Source organism: Acidithrix ferrooxidans, assembly GCF_000949295.1.
Classification (GTDB): domain Bacteria; phylum Actinomycetota; class Acidimicrobiia; order Acidimicrobiales; family Acidimicrobiaceae; genus Acidithrix; species Acidithrix ferrooxidans.
Map to the genome: position 1 here is coordinate 23,510 of NZ_JXYS01000031.1, position 17,156 is coordinate 40,665.

Consider the following 17,156-nt stretch of genomic DNA (forward strand, 5'->3'; position numbering starts at 1 on the left):
GAATGATTAACTTGAACTTGCCTCTTCCAAGGCTCGTTTTACTAAAACTGAAGCAAGGTGCCGACGATAATCCGCCGAAGCATTTAAGTCTGCGGGGGGATCGATTCCCTCCGCAGCTAAGGCTGCGGCATCAGAGATTGAAGCACCTGAGTTCATAGCTGCCTCGGTAGCTAAAGCACGAAGCGGCATTGAGCCCATATTAACCAACGAAACTTTCGTCGATCCATTCCTTACGGCTGCAACTCCTACAATAGCCCAATCCTGAGCCCTTCGGTTGAACTTCTGGTACGACCATCCACCATGTATCTTAGGAACCTTGATTTCAGTCAAGATCTCGCCCTCTTCAAGTGCCGTCTCCAAAAAGCCCAAGAAAAACTCCGAAGCCGGGATCTCTCGAGTACCATTTGGCCCCTGAGCAACCATTGTTGCATCTAGCGCTAATACAGCTGCTGGAAGGTCTGAAGCACCATCGCCATGGGCTACGGAGCCACCGATAGTACCGCGGTGACGAACCGATGGATCTCCAACCAAAGATGCTACGTGAGAGAGCATAGGCACGCTTGAGCCCAGCACCGCCGAGACCTCTAGGTCCCGATGTCTCGTTAAAGCACCTACTGCCACGTACTCGCCGCGATCCTCTATATAGGACAACTCGGAGATGCGTCCAATATCAACCAGCTTTGACGGACTCGCTAGGCGCAATTTCATTAGAGGTAGGAGTGAGTGGCCGCCCGCTAAGAGCTTTGCATCCTCCTCGTTCGCAAGAATCGATATGGCTTCAGCCACCGACGATGCTCGAACGTAGTCAAAAGATGATGGAAACATTACCCTTTTAACCCTTCTTTGGTTTGATAACTACAAAAAATATGCAATTGCCTATCATTTTCCGGCATTATTAATGGTCTCCCATACTCGCTGTGGAGATGCAGGCATATCAATATGACTGACACCTAAATGGCTCAATGCATCAATGATCGCATTGATGATAGCTGGAGGTGATGCGATAGCGCCAGCTTCACCGATTCCCTTTACTCCAAGCGGATTTGTCGGGCTCGGTGTAACCGTATGATCCAGCTCAAAGAACGGAAACTCGGTCGCAGATGGCACAAGGTAATCAGCCAATGTGGAGGTTAAAAGGTTCCCAGCTGCATCATAAGATGCCTCTTCATAGAGTGCCTGAGCGATGCCCTGAACCAATCCTCCATGAATCTGACCTTCAATGATCAGTGGATTAATTCGATTTCCACAATCGTCCACCGCTAAATAGCGAACTAACTCGACCTTACCAGTCTCAGTATCAACCTCGACAACGGCAAAATGGCTACCATAAGGGAAGGTAAAGTTAGGTGGATCCCATGTTACCGACGCCTCCAGATTGGGCTCCATTCCGTCAGGGAGGTTGTGGGCGGTAAAGGCCTCAAAGGCTGCTGCTGCAAGTGGGTAGGCCTTCTCTGGAGAACCTTTCACAGCAAATGTGCCATTTGAGTATTCAAGGTCATCCGCTGAAACTTCAAGTTGATGGGCAGCAATTGCTCGCGCCTTATCCAAAACCTTCTCGGTTGCAAGATGTATAGCACTTCCACCCACAGATAACGATCTCGATCCATAGGTATCCATACCATATGGAGCAATTGCAGTGTCAGAGTGCAGCACCTCGATGTCATCAGGGGAAATACCCAACTTATCTGCAACAATCATAGACCACGATGTTTCATGACCTTGTCCATGTGGTGCAGTTCCAGTTACAACCTGAACCTTCGATGTGGGCAAGATGCGAACTGTGGCAGCTTCCCAGCCACCCGCACCGTAGTTCAAGGATGCCAAAACCCTACTTGGGGCAAGGCCACACATCTCTACAAAGAAAGAGAGGCCGACACCTAAAACCTTGGTCGATCCAGCGTCAATCCTTGCCTGCTTCTCCGCAAGGATGGGCTCTATATCCAAGATAGAAAGGGCCTTGTCAAGGTTCGCCGCATAGTCGCCGCTATCGAAGGTAAGTCCAGCTGCAGAAGGATAAGGGAAAGCCTCCTTTGGAATAAAGTTCCTTCGACGAAGCTCAATCGCTGAGACTCCCATCTTGCGAGCAAGGGCATCCACCGCTCGCTCGATTGCATAAGTTGCCTCAGGCCTACCCGCGCCTCTATATGCATCGGTTGGAGTCTTATTGGTAAAGACTCCGGTGCAGGAGAAGGAGTAATTTGGGATGTCGTAGACTCCATGATACAAAAATGCACCCAAGAGTGGAACTCCTGGGGTTACCAGCTGGAGATAAGCGCCCATATCAGCAAGGATATTAACCCTGACGGCAGTAATCTTCCCATTTGCGTCAGCAGCCAGTTCAATGTCTTGGACCTGGCCTCGGCCATGAATCGTAGCAAGAGCGTTCTCGGTACGCTCCTCAGTCCATCGAATCGGCTTACGCAACTTACGAGCTATCGCTAGTGCTAAAACCTCTTCGGCATAGACATTCAACTTCGAGCCAAAGCCGCCGCCTACACTAGGCGCAATGACACGGATCTTAGTTTCAGAGATACCCAAGGTTAGCGCTAACATAACCTTCAAAATGTGTGGGATTTGAGTGGAGGTATATACGGTAAAGTCGCCGCCAAAGGGAGCCGGAACAACCACTAAGGAGCGAGGTTCCATGGCTGCAGGGATCAGTCGTTGCTGAATATATCGTTCTTCGACGGTATGAACAGCATTAGAAAACGCTTCGTCCACTGCATCCTTATTTGGAATTAGCTCCCATAAATAACTCGAATTGGTCGCTAGATCCTGATGGATAACCGTTGAATCCGAAACCGAGTCCTCGAGATCGAGCACCGGAGTCAGCTCCTCATATTCAACCTCTATCGCCTCGATCGCATCGATCGCCGCAGTCTTGGAGTTGGCGACGACGACGGCCACTCCATCACCTACATAGTTCACTTTGCCATTTGCCAAAGGAAAATGCGCTGGGTTCTTCATGTCAGCCGTTACAGGCCAAGCACAGGGCATCGGTCCAGCCCAGTCATCCTTGAGGTCATCATAGGTATAGACTGCGACCACCCCAGCACTGCTCTTTGCCGCTGAGGTATCGATGGAGACGATCCTAGCATGGGCCACTGTCGCTCTCAAAAGCGCAATATAGAGTGCACCTGGGATAACAAGATCATCTGAAAACTTTGACTCACCAGTCAGAAGGCTTGGATCCTCCTTGCGAAGCATACGAGTTCCAATTACACCGCCAGAGGTCTTGGGCTCAGTAACAGTCATTTAGACCTCCGCCGTCTCATTTGCTGCAGCCAGCACAGACTTGACTATATTGTGATATCCCGTACACCGACAAAGATTTCCCTCCAGCCCGTGGCGCACCTCTTGTTCGGTTGGATGTGGGTTCTCGGCCAAGAAGGAAGAGGCGGCCATAACCATACCGGGGGTACAATACCCACATTGCAGACCATGATTCTCCTGGAAAGCTCTTTGAAGCGGATGCAATTCACCGCTAGGGCTTGCCATTCCTTCAATGGTCTTGATCTCTGCTCCATCTGCCTGCACCGCTAACATTGTGCAGCTCTTGACCGACTCGCCATTTACATGCACAGTGCATGCCCCACAAGACGAGGTATCACAACCTACATTTGTGCCGGTGAGACCCACTTGGTCTCGTATGAAATGTACCAACAAAGTCCTTGGCTCGACGTCACGGGTGACGCTGGACCCGTTGATAATCATGGTAACTTCCACGACAATCCTTTCCCGATTAAGGTCAACTAGCTAAAGCTAGCATTTAGTGACACACTTCACAAACCATTTCAAAGAGATTTGCTCTTTTGGCAAAGAAAAAAAATCAAATTTCCCTTTGGCTGCATAAGGTTATTAGCAATCGCGTCTAAATGTCGGTCATTAGTAATAAAAGAAAAGGTAAAAGGTCGGATCTTACGATAACTGCTCAGCTAACCTTAACTGATTACAATGTCAATTATTTTGAGAGGAAGTCGGATAATGTTACGTCCCCTGCGTGACACCGATTTCGACAGGTGGAACGAAGTACGAGTTCGATGCGGTGATTGGCTTACCCAATGGGAGCCGCTACCCCCAGAGGGTTGGGGTGACCCAAACGGCAAGCGACTCTATCAATCCCGTTGCGTCGCCCGGGAACAGGAGAGTCGCCTTGGCAGCGCCTATGCCTTTGGCGTATTCCTTGAAGACAACTTTATCGGTGAAGCAAATCTTTCTGGGATTCAACGCGGTCCAGTGCAAACAGCCAACATCGGATACTGGATCGACAAAGAACGCGCCGGCAAAGGATATATCCCTGAGGCGGTAGCGGTAATCTTCAAATTCGCATTTGAAGATCTAGGTCTCCATAGAATCGCGATCTCCATAGTTCCCCGAAATGAACCAAGTCACGGAGTTATAACAAAATTGGGCATAAGACATGAGGGTATTGCTGTTAGATATATTGAGATTAACGGCGCATGGGAAGACCACGATATCTTTGCAATCACAGTTGAGGAATGGATTGAGAGGCGGAGATTTTTCATGGATAACTTCATTTTGAGGACCCCGCACCGATAACTTCTCATAAACCTTTGGGCAATCTTTATGTTTCGGTGGTAGATTCAAATCATGGGCGATGAACTTTTTTTACGTGCGAGTGACCAGGACAGAAATAAGGTCACAAACTTCCTATCGGATGCCCTTGCAAAAGGGTTTATAACGACCGACGAAATGCGGGGTCGTCTAGACGTTGCGATTGCGTCAAAAACTTTTTCAGACCTTCTGACCCTCGTCAAAGATATTCCCGGCGGAGCCGAATTAGTGCGAGACGCTGCGCGCTCTCATATCCGCTCCAACTTCGCCACACCCCAGTCATACTCAACGTCATCGCATCTGGATCTAAGGCCACCACACAACCACAGACATCAAACTAACCGTCATCCGGGTCTTAGGGTCGCCGCATTGATACTTGGGTTCATGTTCTTCTTTCAAATGGCAACTGCTGGAGCTTTCATACTCTTCAAACTCGTCTCTTTCATGTTTATTCTCGGAATAATGATGGCGCCGCTCTTTATAATCTCAAGGATTGTTCGACGATCCCCACGAGGTTCTTTCAGATTGATCAGAAAGCGCCACTTCTAGAAGTAGTAGCCTAACTAAAAGTTTTAGCCACCTATTCCATGTTCCTATATCACCCATTTCCGGTGATATAGGATGTCTCCTTTAGCAATTCATAGTTGCTGGATCATTGCAACTATATGGAACTAACCTTCTCTCAAATCACGACCAATGACGCGTGAGATTTGACAACCCAATCGACCCAAAATACCATGCGCCATCGATGAACCATGATGACGCATCGACCAGTTCTTATTTCACTGCTATCGCACCGTGATCTGATCGCGCTTCAAATGGCCATATTCCATCAAAATTTTCTAAGCACAGGACATGAGACAAACCTTCAAATAGTTCGGGCATTAAAAAGATCGACCAGGTCCAAATGAAGACCAAAACAAACCCACATCTGGCATAGAACTTCCGCAAACGTCTCAAGAGATGCGGGGATTTAATTTCCCAAAGATAAAGATACAATCCCAAAGATTATAAGCGCGACCTACAAACCGGGTATATGCATTTAGCATCATTCGCAATAGACAAGTCCCATAGAGATATTGAAATCAATCATTCCCATCTACTGGATCGATCAGAGGTGGGACTTGCGCTGCGACAATTACAATAATCGGCACAACGTTGCCCGCTGGAATTATGGAATGTCCTCAATCGTCTTCTTAATGATTGATATAAAAACGAAAACATATGCCTACAACTTGAGCTTGTCGCAACGGCATAAGCACGTCTTCTGCGGGCAATTTATGAAACTTTGATATCTTTGCGATTGACCACAATCTGCGCGAAATTTCCCGCATCACCAATCGATTTTATCCATGAGATTTCGTAAAACTTGCAAATCTGTGATCAATTCAACTACTTTAAATCGATATTTAGCACCTCAATCCTTGTCAGGCGATTTTGACGAACAATCGAACTACAAATTTGGCCTGGGTAATTTGGCCTGGGTAATTTGACATGGGTAATCCAGTTTATTTTTACCCATGGGAATACTTAAATGTGAAAGTTGAATACGCGATACTAGCGAATTCTATCACTATTTGACCTTGCTACGAATGATGGAAACCGACCAGTCGCAACCTGATGAAACGGAAATTCGACCAAGAGTTGCGGCCTTACCCAAGAAAGTTCCAGATGATATACCACCAACTTTTAGGGGACGACTAAGAAGCGATGTCGTTGTAATCGATTGACCATTCGTGGCACTTATGATCGACAAAGAGATGCTTAGACTCGCAGACGTCGTCGTATCGATACAATCCACAGACCAAACACCGCTCCATAAAAAAGAGAGATCGATCGGGCGCGATGATCTTGTGCCACTTCCACTTAGTGATATGAGAGTACTTCCCGTCGGAGGCGTAGAGTCATTTACCGAAACATTCGTCACAGCACCAACCTGCGCAATTGAAGGATCAGTCGTACTCGTCATAACTTTAGAGGTACGAACCACACTGTTGGTCGGCGAACCATTAATAATGCTTGTTAACAGAAAAACAGACGCCAGCACGATAACCAAAATCACGCTAGAGACTAACGCATTTGCAAGCCATGGAATCTTCCGTTGTGAGATCTGCTTGTCCATGTCTATAAATTTAACCTCGTAGCCACTTCAAAATCGGCTGGCCATTCTCTTGCTATCTTTACATTCTATTGCGCGAAATCATAACAAGGCGAGGGCTCTCCCTGGCCGAGCCGAACTTTGGAGTTCACGACAAACTAGATCAATCGAAAACACTGAAAGCGCTGGGTCATATTGGATAAGTCTAAAACTGTGGCGGTTTAGATAAAATCTCATCCGAAGGTAAAGTCTTGCAAACTTCAAGACACCAAGGCATCACTTATCAATAGGCACTTGATTGGCTAATCATTGAAGTTATTTTCGCATAAATTACTCAAACACCATGCATATTAGCGTCATCAACCCCATCAACTTGGGATCAAAATCATATATTGGGCGTTTGATAGGTGCTAACTTTAACTTTTAGATCTAAAGGAATAAAACTCCCAATCCGATAGTTATAATTAATACAACTTCCCCCAAAGTTTGTAGGCCTGCTTTCTCTCCCCCCCCCATAAGAAGAGCAGGCCATTTAATTTTTTTAGGGGATCAGAAGTTTTAACGCAACTAATTTTTTTTAGCGGTTGAGATTGCCTGCCATACGCGCATTGGCGTAGTCGGCATCTCTATGGTGGTTACCCCAAACACACTAAGAGCATCGATTACCGCGTTCCAAACGGCTGGAGTCGATCCAATTGTGCCGGACTCCCCAATACCCTTGGCTCCAAGGGGATTCCTCGGAGTTGGGGTTTGAGTATGGAATACTTCAAAGAGTGGAAGTTCGGTGGCAGAGATTACCCCATAATCGCTAAAGTTAGAAGTTGTTGGATTTCCATATTCATCATAGGCGACCTCCTCTAAAAGCGCCTGAGCAATTCCTTGGCCGAGACCACCTTGGACTTGGCCCTCTGCAAGTAGCGGATTTAGCAATCTGCCCGCATCGTCCACGGCTATCATGCGTAAAATCGACACCTTGCCCGTCTCACTGTCAACCTCGACAACTGCCAAATGGGCACCAAAGGGATAGGTAGATCCATCAGGATTAAAGTCCACCTCCGCAAAGAGATCGATGCCCTTTGTCGACGAAGCTTCATATAGTTTCATACTTATCAAGTTTCGTAAGCAAGAGCCATTTTGGAATCAGATTCGCGGAGTAGCGGATGTGGAGACGCAAACACACATGTATTGAGAAGTCGCTCTACCAAGGACATTTCAAAGTGCCTTCGGTTGAATCGGTATGCGAATTCCTCGAGGTAAAGTTGCTTATGTTCCTCACGTCCGTGGTATGTTCCGTCGATAAATTTCTTGCAGTTCCCAATTTAGGATCTTGAGCCATTTGAATGTTACATGTGCTTGTTCGTCTTTGGATAGAGTGAACCAGTGCGCTAGTCCAAGGTCTTTCAGCACATACCCCATAACTTGGGTTACCATCACTTATCAGCTTGGTATTAGAATCTAAACGTCTCACAAAAACATCTTTGGGTGATTTAGCAGTGGTATCTTTGATTACTTCCATGAAGCAATGAGTAGGAGCACCATTGCTAATCGACACTCCAATTAGAACATTGGTTTGTTTTGTTCCCTTTCCTCTTTAGCCTTCGCCATGGCTCTCACCACCTAAAAAGAACTCATCTACCTGGACGTTTCCTCCAAGTTTATATAAACCATTTCGGTCAGCCATTGCTTTTCGTAGCTTATTTAGCATCAACCAGCCAGTCGAATAAGATACTTGAACGAATTTAGCAATGGTAGTAGCCGAAAGACCACGCTTGTCGTTGGACAATAGATAGATAGCGGAGAACCACTTGGATAAAGAGATATGGCTTCGATGGAAGATGGTTCCGGAGGTAACGCTAGTTTGACGGTGACAAGATTTACATTGAAAAAGTGGAGCTCGAGATGCTGCATTTCTTCGATGGTTTGGCCTGATTAAGGTAAACTGGTCAGAGTCACACTTTGGGCATCTAAATCCCTCATAGCATAAGCAATTTGATCAAATGATCTTCACATGCTTCCTCTGAAGCGAAGCGTACCATAAAGCCTGAGATATCCACCATGCCTCCTTTATCGAACATCTGTTCTACTAAAGATTAGCTCCAATCTGGTCTCGGTGGAGGCGAAACTTACGAAACTTGATAAGTATGTATAGTTTCGCCCATGTGACTGCTTTGGTCTTAGTACCAATAATGTAAGCACCACCTACGCTGACATCAAAGACTACGTCAGCCGGATCAGCTTCCAGTAAACTCGCAGCCAACTCCCGCGCTTTGTCAGCAATCTCCTCGCTAGCATTTAGTACCGCGCTCCCTCCAACCTGGAGCGAACGCGACCCAAAGGTTCCAACGCCTCGTGCAACTCGATCCGTATCGCCATGCACAACTTCTATGTCCTCCATAGCAATACCCAGCGTCTCACAGACAATCATCGACCACGAGGTGTCATGACCCTGACCGTGTGGTGAAGTCCCCGTGTAAACGATCGCCTTTGCGTCCTTTAGTATCTCCACCCGGGCAAACTCACCCGAGGGGAATGGATTAGTGACTTCTACATAGGTTGAAAGGCCAAGGCCCAACAAAATTGGATCCTTATCCGCGACTCTTCGTGCCTGAAGTTCCCTCAGTCCCTTATAGTCAGATCTCTCCAAGAGCACTTCCAGTGCTAAGGAGTAGTCGCCAACGTCGTAATTTGATCCCGCTGCACTTTGATAGGGAAATTGATCTGGCCTAATAAAGTTCTTCAACCGCAATTCTGCCGGATCCATCCCCAACTCATTCGACAACAGATCTATTGCTCGCTCAATAGCAGCAGTCGCTTCGGGGCGTCCTGCACCTCTGTAGGAGACGATCGGAGTGGTATTAGTTAGGACCGAAACAGAATTGAACTCATACTTTGGAATCTGGTAAACGCCGGTCCCCATAACCTTGGTCAGATAGGGTAAGAATGCACCCACCATCGGATATGCGCCCGCATCCTGCACTACATCTAGGCGATAGCCAGTTATAATGCCCTCCCGTGTAGCGCCAAGCTCGATTCTTTGGTGCTGGGCCCTACCGTGGCCCAATCCCATCATGGACTGGCTGCGTGTCTCGACCCAACGAATCGGCCTACCCAAGACACGGGAGACACAGGCTATCAAAATCTCCTCAATGTAAACCGTACCTTTAGCGCCAAATCCTCCACCTACATCGGGAGTGATCACCCTTACCATCTCTTTATCCACCCCTAGGGCATCAGCAACCTGGTCCCTGTGAGAGTGGGGGACCTGGGTGGATATATAAAACTCACAGCGATCATCTTCGAGCCACCGAGCAAGCGCACCCCTCACCTCAAGAGGTGCTGGAGCGAGCCGTTGATTGACAAAACTCGATCTAACTACAACATCAGCATCGTCAAAAAATTTATCGGAAAAGTCACCAGCAAATGTGGTTGCGATATTCGTACCCGCCTCTGGAAAGAGCAAGGTCTCATCTCGCAGTGCTACAAGCGGATCAATAACGGCTTCTAATGGCTCGAATTCAACAAATACGCGCTCAATAGCATCTTCTACTAAGGCTTGCGAGGTTGCAACGACCAATGCTATTGGATCGCCCGCATAGCGCACGTAATCGTCAGCGAGCCACTTTCGAGCCATTGCAGCATTAAACATTCGAGGTGGAGGTGGAGGTGGAATCTCTAGATCACTGTTTACAAAGACAGCTACCACGCCCTCTAGGTCCAAGGCTTCGGTAACATCGATGGTCAATATCTTGGCAAAAGCCATAGATGAAGTCACATATCCTGCATAGAGCATGCCATCAAATTTCAGATCGCTAACATAAACACCCCCGGAGGTAAGAAGTTTCGGATCCTCTTTCCTCAATACGCGGTTACCAAGAATACTCATAAAACTCCCCTAAAATCGAACCGTATTTCAACTCTGATGCACCAAGCCTGGTACACCACCTTTTCGGGCCTCTTGTTTCAAATGGATTCCTTGAAAGATTCAATAAATCAAAGTTCTAAGTTGCATCGCTAAAGCGAGGTAATAAACGCAAATAGGATAGCCACCACTTATTCGAAGTTAGAGAGCCCTCCCATATACACTTTCCATCAATCAAAACCACCCACTGAGAAAGATCAGTAAGACTTTAAGATGGCAGATATTCTTCAATTCCATGAATATCCCAAATCCGCACGCACCAAAAAGTGAATGGAATTTCTAGCATTTCAATTCTCATCCGAACTACTCATGCAAAGCAATCAAAAGGCTATCAGTCCAAAAATGGAAATTCCGGAGGTTATCGATATTCAATAGAGAAAATCCAGAGAATCGCCGATTTTACAGAGAGAAGACTCTAAAGAATTCAGGGGACGATTTCTAACCGTTGGGGCTACCGGAGGGTAGTGGTGCGAGGCTCTTGGCCCCGCTGTAGACCATATTCAAATCTACCTTCGCAAGGTAGGCAATCTCATTTGGGCTATTCAACTTACTTATCTGGGCCAAAAGTTGCCTCTGGCGAAGTTGAAGTTGGGCCAGCTGAGTGTTCGTCGCCGTGAGATTTGTCTTCGCAACAAAATAGGCATTGATAGGCGACCAAAGCAAAATGCCCGCCAAAACTATAGATGAAGCTACCAAAATTAAATAGCCCCTAAAAGGCTTGACAATCTTTGGCTTTGCGTCGATAGTAGTCACATGATAACAATACCATGGTTGTAATTATCCAGTCCACATCTACGTCGATTTGGCCGCGACTAGAGGTGTCAATCGGCCAAATCAAACTGATAAACTCGAGCTCTGAGTTATCACAAGGTCGATAAGCACGTTCCTTGGAGAGGAATGCACTAGAGCAAGATCACAAAGCTACTTCTTTACTCGAGATGCTCCTGCGAAGCGAGCAGTAGCGCCTAGTGCCGATTCAATGCGAAGAAGCTGGTTGTACTTTGCCACACGGTCGCTTCGAGCAGGCGCACCAGTCTTTATTTGACCGGCACTTGTAGCAACCGCAAGATCTGCGATAAAGGTGTCCTCTGACTCACCTGAACGGTGTGAGATAATCGAAGAGTAGCCCGATCTCTTAGCAAGCTCAACCGTATCTAAAGTTTCGGTTAGAGTGCCAATCTGATTTAGTTTGATCAGGATCGAATTCGCGATCCCATCTTGGATTCCTGAAGCCAAAATAGCTGGATTAGTAACAAAAAGATCATCACCAACGAGCTGAATACGGTCCCCCAAACGCTGCGTTAAGAGTTTCCAGCCCTGAGCGTCATTTTCAGCCATACCGTCTTCGATCGAGACGATCGGATAACGATCGACAGCATCTACCCAAAAATCCACCATCTCAGCACTTGAGAGAACGCGGCCCTCTCCATCGAGATGATATGAACCATCGACATAGAACTCCGATGCTGCTGGATCTAGAGCAAGCGCTATGTCAACACCTGGCTCAAACCCCGCCTTCTCAATCGCGGTAACCAAGATAGAGAGCGCATCTGTATTGGCCTTCAAGTTTGGTGCAAAACCACCCTCATCTCCAACCCCGGTCGATAGGCCCATCTCCTTCAACAGGGAAGCTAGCACGTGGTAGGTCTGACTACCCCACCTAAGAGCCTCAGCGAAGTTCGGAGCGCCAATTGGCATAATCATAAACTCTTGGAGATCAATAGAGTTATCGGCATGGGCACCCCCGTTGATTACATTCATCATTGGCGTTGGCAAAAGATGGGCATTCACGCCGCCAAGATAACGATAGAGAGGTTGGCCCAAAGAAATGGCTCCCGCTCGAGCCACGGCCAACGAAACACCCAAAATTGAATTAGCGCCAAGCCGATCTTTATTTTTGGTACCATCTAGGGCGATCATATCTTGATCTATCGCCCGTTGATCAAAGGGCGAACGACCCACCAAAAGCGCCGCTAAGTCCTCATTGACATTTTGGATTGCGCTACGTACGCCTTTGCCTCGATAGCGATCATCGCCGTCTCTCAGTTCAAGAGCCTCAAGCGATCCCGTTGATGCACCCGAGGGTACAATCGCCAAAGCATGAACGCCGTTATCTAATCTGACCTCAACCTCAACGGTAGGGTTGCCTCGAGAATCTAGAACTTCTCTCCCAATAATGTCTTTGATTATGGTCATACCTAACAATCTCTTTTCACTTCGTTGATCCCACGTTGAACCTCGCGGATATCAATTGCAACTGTGTTCATAAAGCTAATACCGACCAAGCCAAGGCCAACTCCGATATAGAGTTCGAAAGATAACAAGGAGGATAATTGCCTCTAGCCTAGTTAGAAACCGTACAAAAAAACTCCTCGAATCAATTGGTAAAATAGGCTTATTGTTGCATTTGCAACCACAAAGAAAATGCCAAGGCCCAAAGAAAGCCAAAATGCCCGGTTTAAGAGCTACAAATCACCTCCAAAAGCTACTCAGCGGCCTCGTCCCCTGAAAACTGACTTGCAAATTGGCGAGCCCTTAGCCTAAGGCCCGACTCAAGGTCAACTCCCATCGCCTTGGAAAGCATAACAATCTCAAATATAAGTTCAAGGAGATCCGCTTCGCTAAATTCCTCCAAGGAGCCAAAAGATCGAATCGAGCGGACCAACTCCGGCATTTCAGGTATCACAAAGCCAAAACCACCCGCCTTTCGTATTACCTTGCCGGCATATAAAAGGCCAGGAAGTGACGATGGAATGTCATCGATCGGAGAGGAGTCTGGCTTTTCCTCCCGTTTTATCTTCTCCCAATTGCTCGCAACTTCGCTAGCTCCATCCACCTTGAGACCACCAAAGACGTGAGGATGGCGGCGAATCAGCTTCTGGCGAATGGCATCAAGGACAAACCGCATGTCAAAGAGGCCACCCTCTTGAGCGATAACTGCGTGAAAGAATACTTGCACAACCAAGTCTCCAAGTTCTGTCCCAAATTCATCGCAATAGATCTGGTGATCAGAGAGAAATTCATCTCCGAGTGCGCCAGAGTTGGAAGTCTCTGAATAGAACTTGTCGATAGCATCCACAACTTCGTAGGCCTCTTCGACCAAATGTTTGGAGAGACTTTGGTGGTCCTGATTAGCATCCCAGGGACACTTTACCCTTAGCTCACGAACTATCTCCAAAAGTGAGGTAAAAGCGCTCGCCGAAGATTCAGTAAAGTCATTCAGAAGAAGTGAAGTCAAATGGTCAAAGGGCAAAGAGGAGACCTCGGCGAGACCAATCTCCCTGACGAGCTCATCATCTAATCCCAAGTGATATAGGTACGTCATGGAATAGGCCTTATCAGCACCAACCAATAGGTCCGCTATGGACATAGCGATGATCTCAGACCACACCTGTCCTATCAAAAGATCTCCAGCGTATCGATCGAAATGATCCAAAAACTCTGTAGAATCGACCAAGGTTAAAGGTGATTCAAACGGGTCGCGATTCAGCCTAGAGAATGCAATGTCCAAGAACGATACGCCGGCTTCAACTTGAATAGAATCCTTGAAGATCTCACACAGATGGCGCACACTCGCCTCTGCTACATTTGGCGAACCTGGAACTACGAAGACTACCTTATTCAACTCATCTAGCTCTAGTTTTCCATGAATTAGAGTCGCCGATTGAGCAAAATCCTCTATAGATACACGCTGACGAACAAGCCCCTCGATAAGCTTGGCCATAGTCTCATAGATCGTATCAAAGTCATCAAATCGATCGTAGAGAAGATCAAAGGAAAAAACTGGCGAAGCACTTTGAGCCAAGCTATCCAGCACCGAAGCCGCACTCGGATGATTGGTTGTTCTAAACACCACAAGGTCGCCCGAGGCAATCTCGGCCATGGCTCCAAGGGTTAGATAAGAGTCAGCACCTGGGCCCATGCCGACGATCGTCAAGAAAGCCATTTAATCTCCAAATTCTAGGTAAATCTACTTAGCAACTTCGCAGCCAACAACCAAAAACCCTAGTAGCTCAAGTGCGACTTATCGATTGAGCCATGATTCTACGAATCTCCAGTCTGCTCAGTGCCATAAGCTAAAAATAGCTACACAAAAAGAGAAAGCCGACAATGCTCCAGGTAAAAACTGCTGGCATTGAATCTGCCTCGTAGCAGCACGCTCAAAAACCACAGCCAAATTGAAGAGGTAGGGGTAAGGGGTAAGGGGTAAGGGGTAAGGGGTAAGGGGTAAGGGGTAAGGGGTAAGGGGTAAGGGTAAAGGAATCGATAATCATAAGATCTATCGTCTCAACAATACTAAAAGTATTTTTACAAAGGACCGATGTCAAATTGCCTATCACTACTGATTGATCTCTTCACGTATAGAAATAGCCCTTAGTCATCAGGTGCTGCCTTGAGCGGGTGAAGCCGGATAATTGCATCGTCAAAAATTTAAAGGCGCCTGATTATCCGGCCCCCAAAGTCGCAATCGAAGTTGACCATGAGCCACTTAGTCGAGCTATTGCTAAAATAGAATTTCCACAGCGTTTCGATTGGCTTCCCATAACGGGATCCCATAGAACTCCAGACGCATTTCAACCTAGCCAAAGACAATCAAAAGACGATGGCGCAATTAGCACCCACACAAAGGCTGATCTTTGGATGTTAAAAAGAGAGGGATCCTTAGACCATCTCACCATCTCACCCTCTAACTCAATCCACCTACCACCTATTCGGGGACCTTTCGTGGCAATCTCGATCACTCAGAGTCAATCGCTCAGATAGCACTTCAGAGTCGGCTTTATGGCTTGGGCAACGCAGGAGGGTTTACGGCGGAATTTGAAGTATTTATACTGAAGGTTCCATAAGCAGGGTTCACATTCACGTTAGCCCCCTTAGCCTCGCCAGCTATGAAAGCATTTAGGCTCGCGCTCCCATTCGCTCCAAACTTATCAGAGACGATATTTGCTATCGAGTTGGTAAAACTAATTTGCGTCCTCGAAACGACCATCGGAATGGAATAACTAGAACCGAGCGCCACTGGAGTTAGCGCCTGGTTTGGAACCCCCGTGGCCACTTCACTGGCAAATGCGCTACCAAAGGCACTTGCAAAGTTGGCGTCGAGCCCACAGCCAATATAGCCGCCGTTAGGAGCGGTATTCGTATCAGTTGAATTGCTCCGAGCTAGAGTCACAAAGCTCGCTCCAGCCCTAAGTTGGCTTAGGAGGGATTGTGCTTTAGCTAGGGTCGGTACCAAAATGTGAGCAGCGCAGATCTGATCAAATTGAGTTGGATTTGCCTGATAATAGGAGCGAAGTGCCGGAATCGAGATATTCGCCTTGGTTATATAGGCCTCTAAAACCGTAATATCTGCGGTATCTGAAGTCAAGATGGCCTGATACGACTTAGGAAACTGGTCAAATATAGCGGTGCCACCATATGATCCAACTGCTGTCGCTTTCGCGACTGTCATCTCCGAGGGAGAAATATGCAATCCCAACTTAGCTACAGCTTGGGAAATGAGATCGACGGAGATTCTTCGATTGAGGACTTGATCAACAAATTTGGTCGAAAAAACCTTTGAACCTGCACTGTTAGATGCAAATACTGGTTCTTGGGCTGTTAATTTCGATACAAAAGTCTTGTTAGCAGCTAAAGATGCCAACTCTGAATTTAATGAGGATACAGAGATATAGCTCGATCCTACCGAAGCGGCATATGGAGTCACATTACAGGCTGATGCAGTGATCGCTAGTGCGCCAAAAACGCCCCCAACCATAAGTCTCTTACGAGAAAAGATCGAACTATTGCGATTACCTCTAATAAACATTGAACCCTATCTTTATAAATCTCTATCTAAGCAAAAATGCGCCGAGCCAATTTCACCAAGGCCGAAAAGCCATGAATCTGGCGATATGTCACTCAAAAACCCTATGGCACACAAGCTCAATATCTCAATTTAGTCCTTAAACCAAGATAATCCCAAAAGCACAAGTTAAAAAAACTTCTATCTCTACCTGGAAATTACTCCTCTTCGTCCAACTCCAAATCCAGAGCGGCGATAAAAGTGTCAATCGCGTTTGTGAAGGTCGAAAATGCTGACTCAACGCCAACCCCGCTCACCAATTCGCCTATTGACATGTGAGCCGCAAGCGCTACACCAATTAAGATCTCATGAACCTGAGCGAATGACTCAATCGCAATCTCTTCAATTTGAGCGTCATCTAGATTATCAATACCGCCAACGATAAGGCTCGAGCAGAGTTCAACCATCGAGTCATCAAAGTGATAAGATGCCGAACCCGGAATCACACCCTTATTGATCTCATTCAACAAGAGCAACAGCTCCATCTTGAAAGTCTCATCCACCTCAAGCTCGAAGACAACGGATACTAAAATCTGATCGCTGTCAGGGGCCAAGGTGGCTATATAACCCAGTTCAAGAGTGTCTGTGGTGATTCCGCCAAGACATGTCAAAAGACCATCTTGACTTTCTATACCCCATCCTGATTCCGCCAAAAAAGTTGCAATACTTTGAGCCAAGGGGCTAAGGCTAATTTCCGGTTCTGTCATGATACTCCTGAT

The 17,156-nt window shown here is 47.0% G+C and carries 13 protein-coding genes and 1 pseudogene; 2 read left to right on the forward strand and 12 right to left on the reverse strand.

Features of this window, described 5'->3' with window-relative positions:
- Positions 1-6: 6 nt before the first annotated feature.
- The 3 genes from AXFE_RS06825 to AXFE_RS06835 are packed head-to-tail and all read right to left on the reverse strand — an operon-like array spanning position 7 to position 3,714.
- The gene (locus AXFE_RS06825; protein WP_052605147.1) at positions 7-825 is read right to left on the reverse strand and encodes an FAD binding domain-containing protein; all 819 of its coding nucleotides are present in this window, start codon (positions 823-825) and stop codon (positions 7-9) included.
- Positions 826-879: 54 nt separating this feature from the next.
- Positions 880-3,255, reverse strand: a complete 2,376-nt coding sequence (locus AXFE_RS06830; RefSeq protein ID WP_052605148.1) for a xanthine dehydrogenase family protein molybdopterin-binding subunit — start codon at positions 3,253-3,255, stop codon at positions 880-882.
- A complete protein-coding gene (locus tag AXFE_RS06835; RefSeq protein ID WP_052605191.1) occupies positions 3,256-3,714 on the reverse strand; it encodes a (2Fe-2S)-binding protein in 459 nt (152 codons plus the stop codon).
- A 270-nt stretch (positions 3,715-3,984) separates the two neighbouring features.
- Between AXFE_RS06835 and AXFE_RS06840 the strand changes: the two genes are divergently transcribed.
- Positions 3,985-4,560, forward strand: a complete 576-nt coding sequence (locus AXFE_RS06840; protein WP_052605149.1) for a GNAT family N-acetyltransferase — start codon at positions 3,985-3,987, stop codon at positions 4,558-4,560.
- A gap of 51 nt (positions 4,561-4,611) precedes the next feature.
- Complete coding sequence (locus tag AXFE_RS06845; RefSeq protein WP_052605150.1) at positions 4,612-5,124, forward strand: DUF1707 SHOCT-like domain-containing protein; 513 nt, start codon at positions 4,612-4,614, stop codon at positions 5,122-5,124.
- Positions 5,125-6,148: 1,024 nt separating this feature from the next.
- Here AXFE_RS06845 and AXFE_RS06850 read toward each other — a convergent pair.
- The 9 genes and pseudogenes from AXFE_RS06850 to AXFE_RS06895 all read right to left on the reverse strand — a co-directional run bounded on the left by AXFE_RS06850 (position 6,149) and on the right by AXFE_RS06895 (position 17,144).
- Complete coding sequence (locus tag AXFE_RS06850; protein ID WP_052605151.1) at positions 6,149-6,697, reverse strand: hypothetical protein; 549 nt, start codon at positions 6,695-6,697, stop codon at positions 6,149-6,151.
- 543 nt (positions 6,698-7,240) lie between these two features.
- Positions 7,241-7,777 carry a molybdopterin cofactor-binding domain-containing protein gene (locus AXFE_RS06855; RefSeq protein ID WP_052605152.1) on the reverse strand — a complete coding sequence of 179 codons (537 nt, stop codon included), beginning with the start codon at positions 7,775-7,777 and terminating at the stop codon, positions 7,241-7,243.
- A 5-nt stretch (positions 7,778-7,782) separates the two neighbouring features.
- Positions 7,783-8,727, reverse strand: a pseudogene (locus tag AXFE_RS19115) (IS1595 family transposase).
- 29 nt (positions 8,728-8,756) lie between these two features.
- A complete protein-coding gene (locus tag AXFE_RS06865) occupies positions 8,757-10,556 on the reverse strand; it encodes a xanthine dehydrogenase family protein molybdopterin-binding subunit (RefSeq protein ID WP_052605154.1) in 1,800 nt (599 codons plus the stop codon).
- Between the two features lie 474 nt (positions 10,557-11,030).
- On the reverse strand, positions 11,031-11,345 hold the full coding sequence (locus AXFE_RS06870; RefSeq protein WP_052605155.1) for a septum formation initiator family protein: 315 nt from the start codon (positions 11,343-11,345) through the stop codon (positions 11,031-11,033).
- 168 nt (positions 11,346-11,513) lie between these two features.
- Positions 11,514-12,788 carry a phosphopyruvate hydratase gene (eno, locus tag AXFE_RS06875; protein WP_052605156.1) on the reverse strand — a complete coding sequence of 425 codons (1,275 nt, stop codon included), beginning with the start codon at positions 12,786-12,788 and terminating at the stop codon, positions 11,514-11,516.
- A gap of 289 nt (positions 12,789-13,077) precedes the next feature.
- Positions 13,078-14,538 (reverse strand): MazG nucleotide pyrophosphohydrolase domain-containing protein, encoded by a 1,461-nt coding sequence (locus AXFE_RS06880; protein ID WP_052605157.1) that lies wholly within the window; start codon positions 14,536-14,538, stop codon positions 13,078-13,080.
- 834 nt (positions 14,539-15,372) lie between these two features.
- Positions 15,373-16,401, reverse strand: a complete 1,029-nt coding sequence (locus AXFE_RS06890) for a peptidylprolyl isomerase (protein ID WP_052605159.1) — start codon at positions 16,399-16,401, stop codon at positions 15,373-15,375.
- Positions 16,402-16,595: 194 nt separating this feature from the next.
- On the reverse strand, positions 16,596-17,144 hold the full coding sequence (locus AXFE_RS06895; RefSeq protein ID WP_052605160.1) for a YbjN domain-containing protein: 549 nt from the start codon (positions 17,142-17,144) through the stop codon (positions 16,596-16,598).
- Positions 17,145-17,156 lie beyond the last annotated feature (12 nt).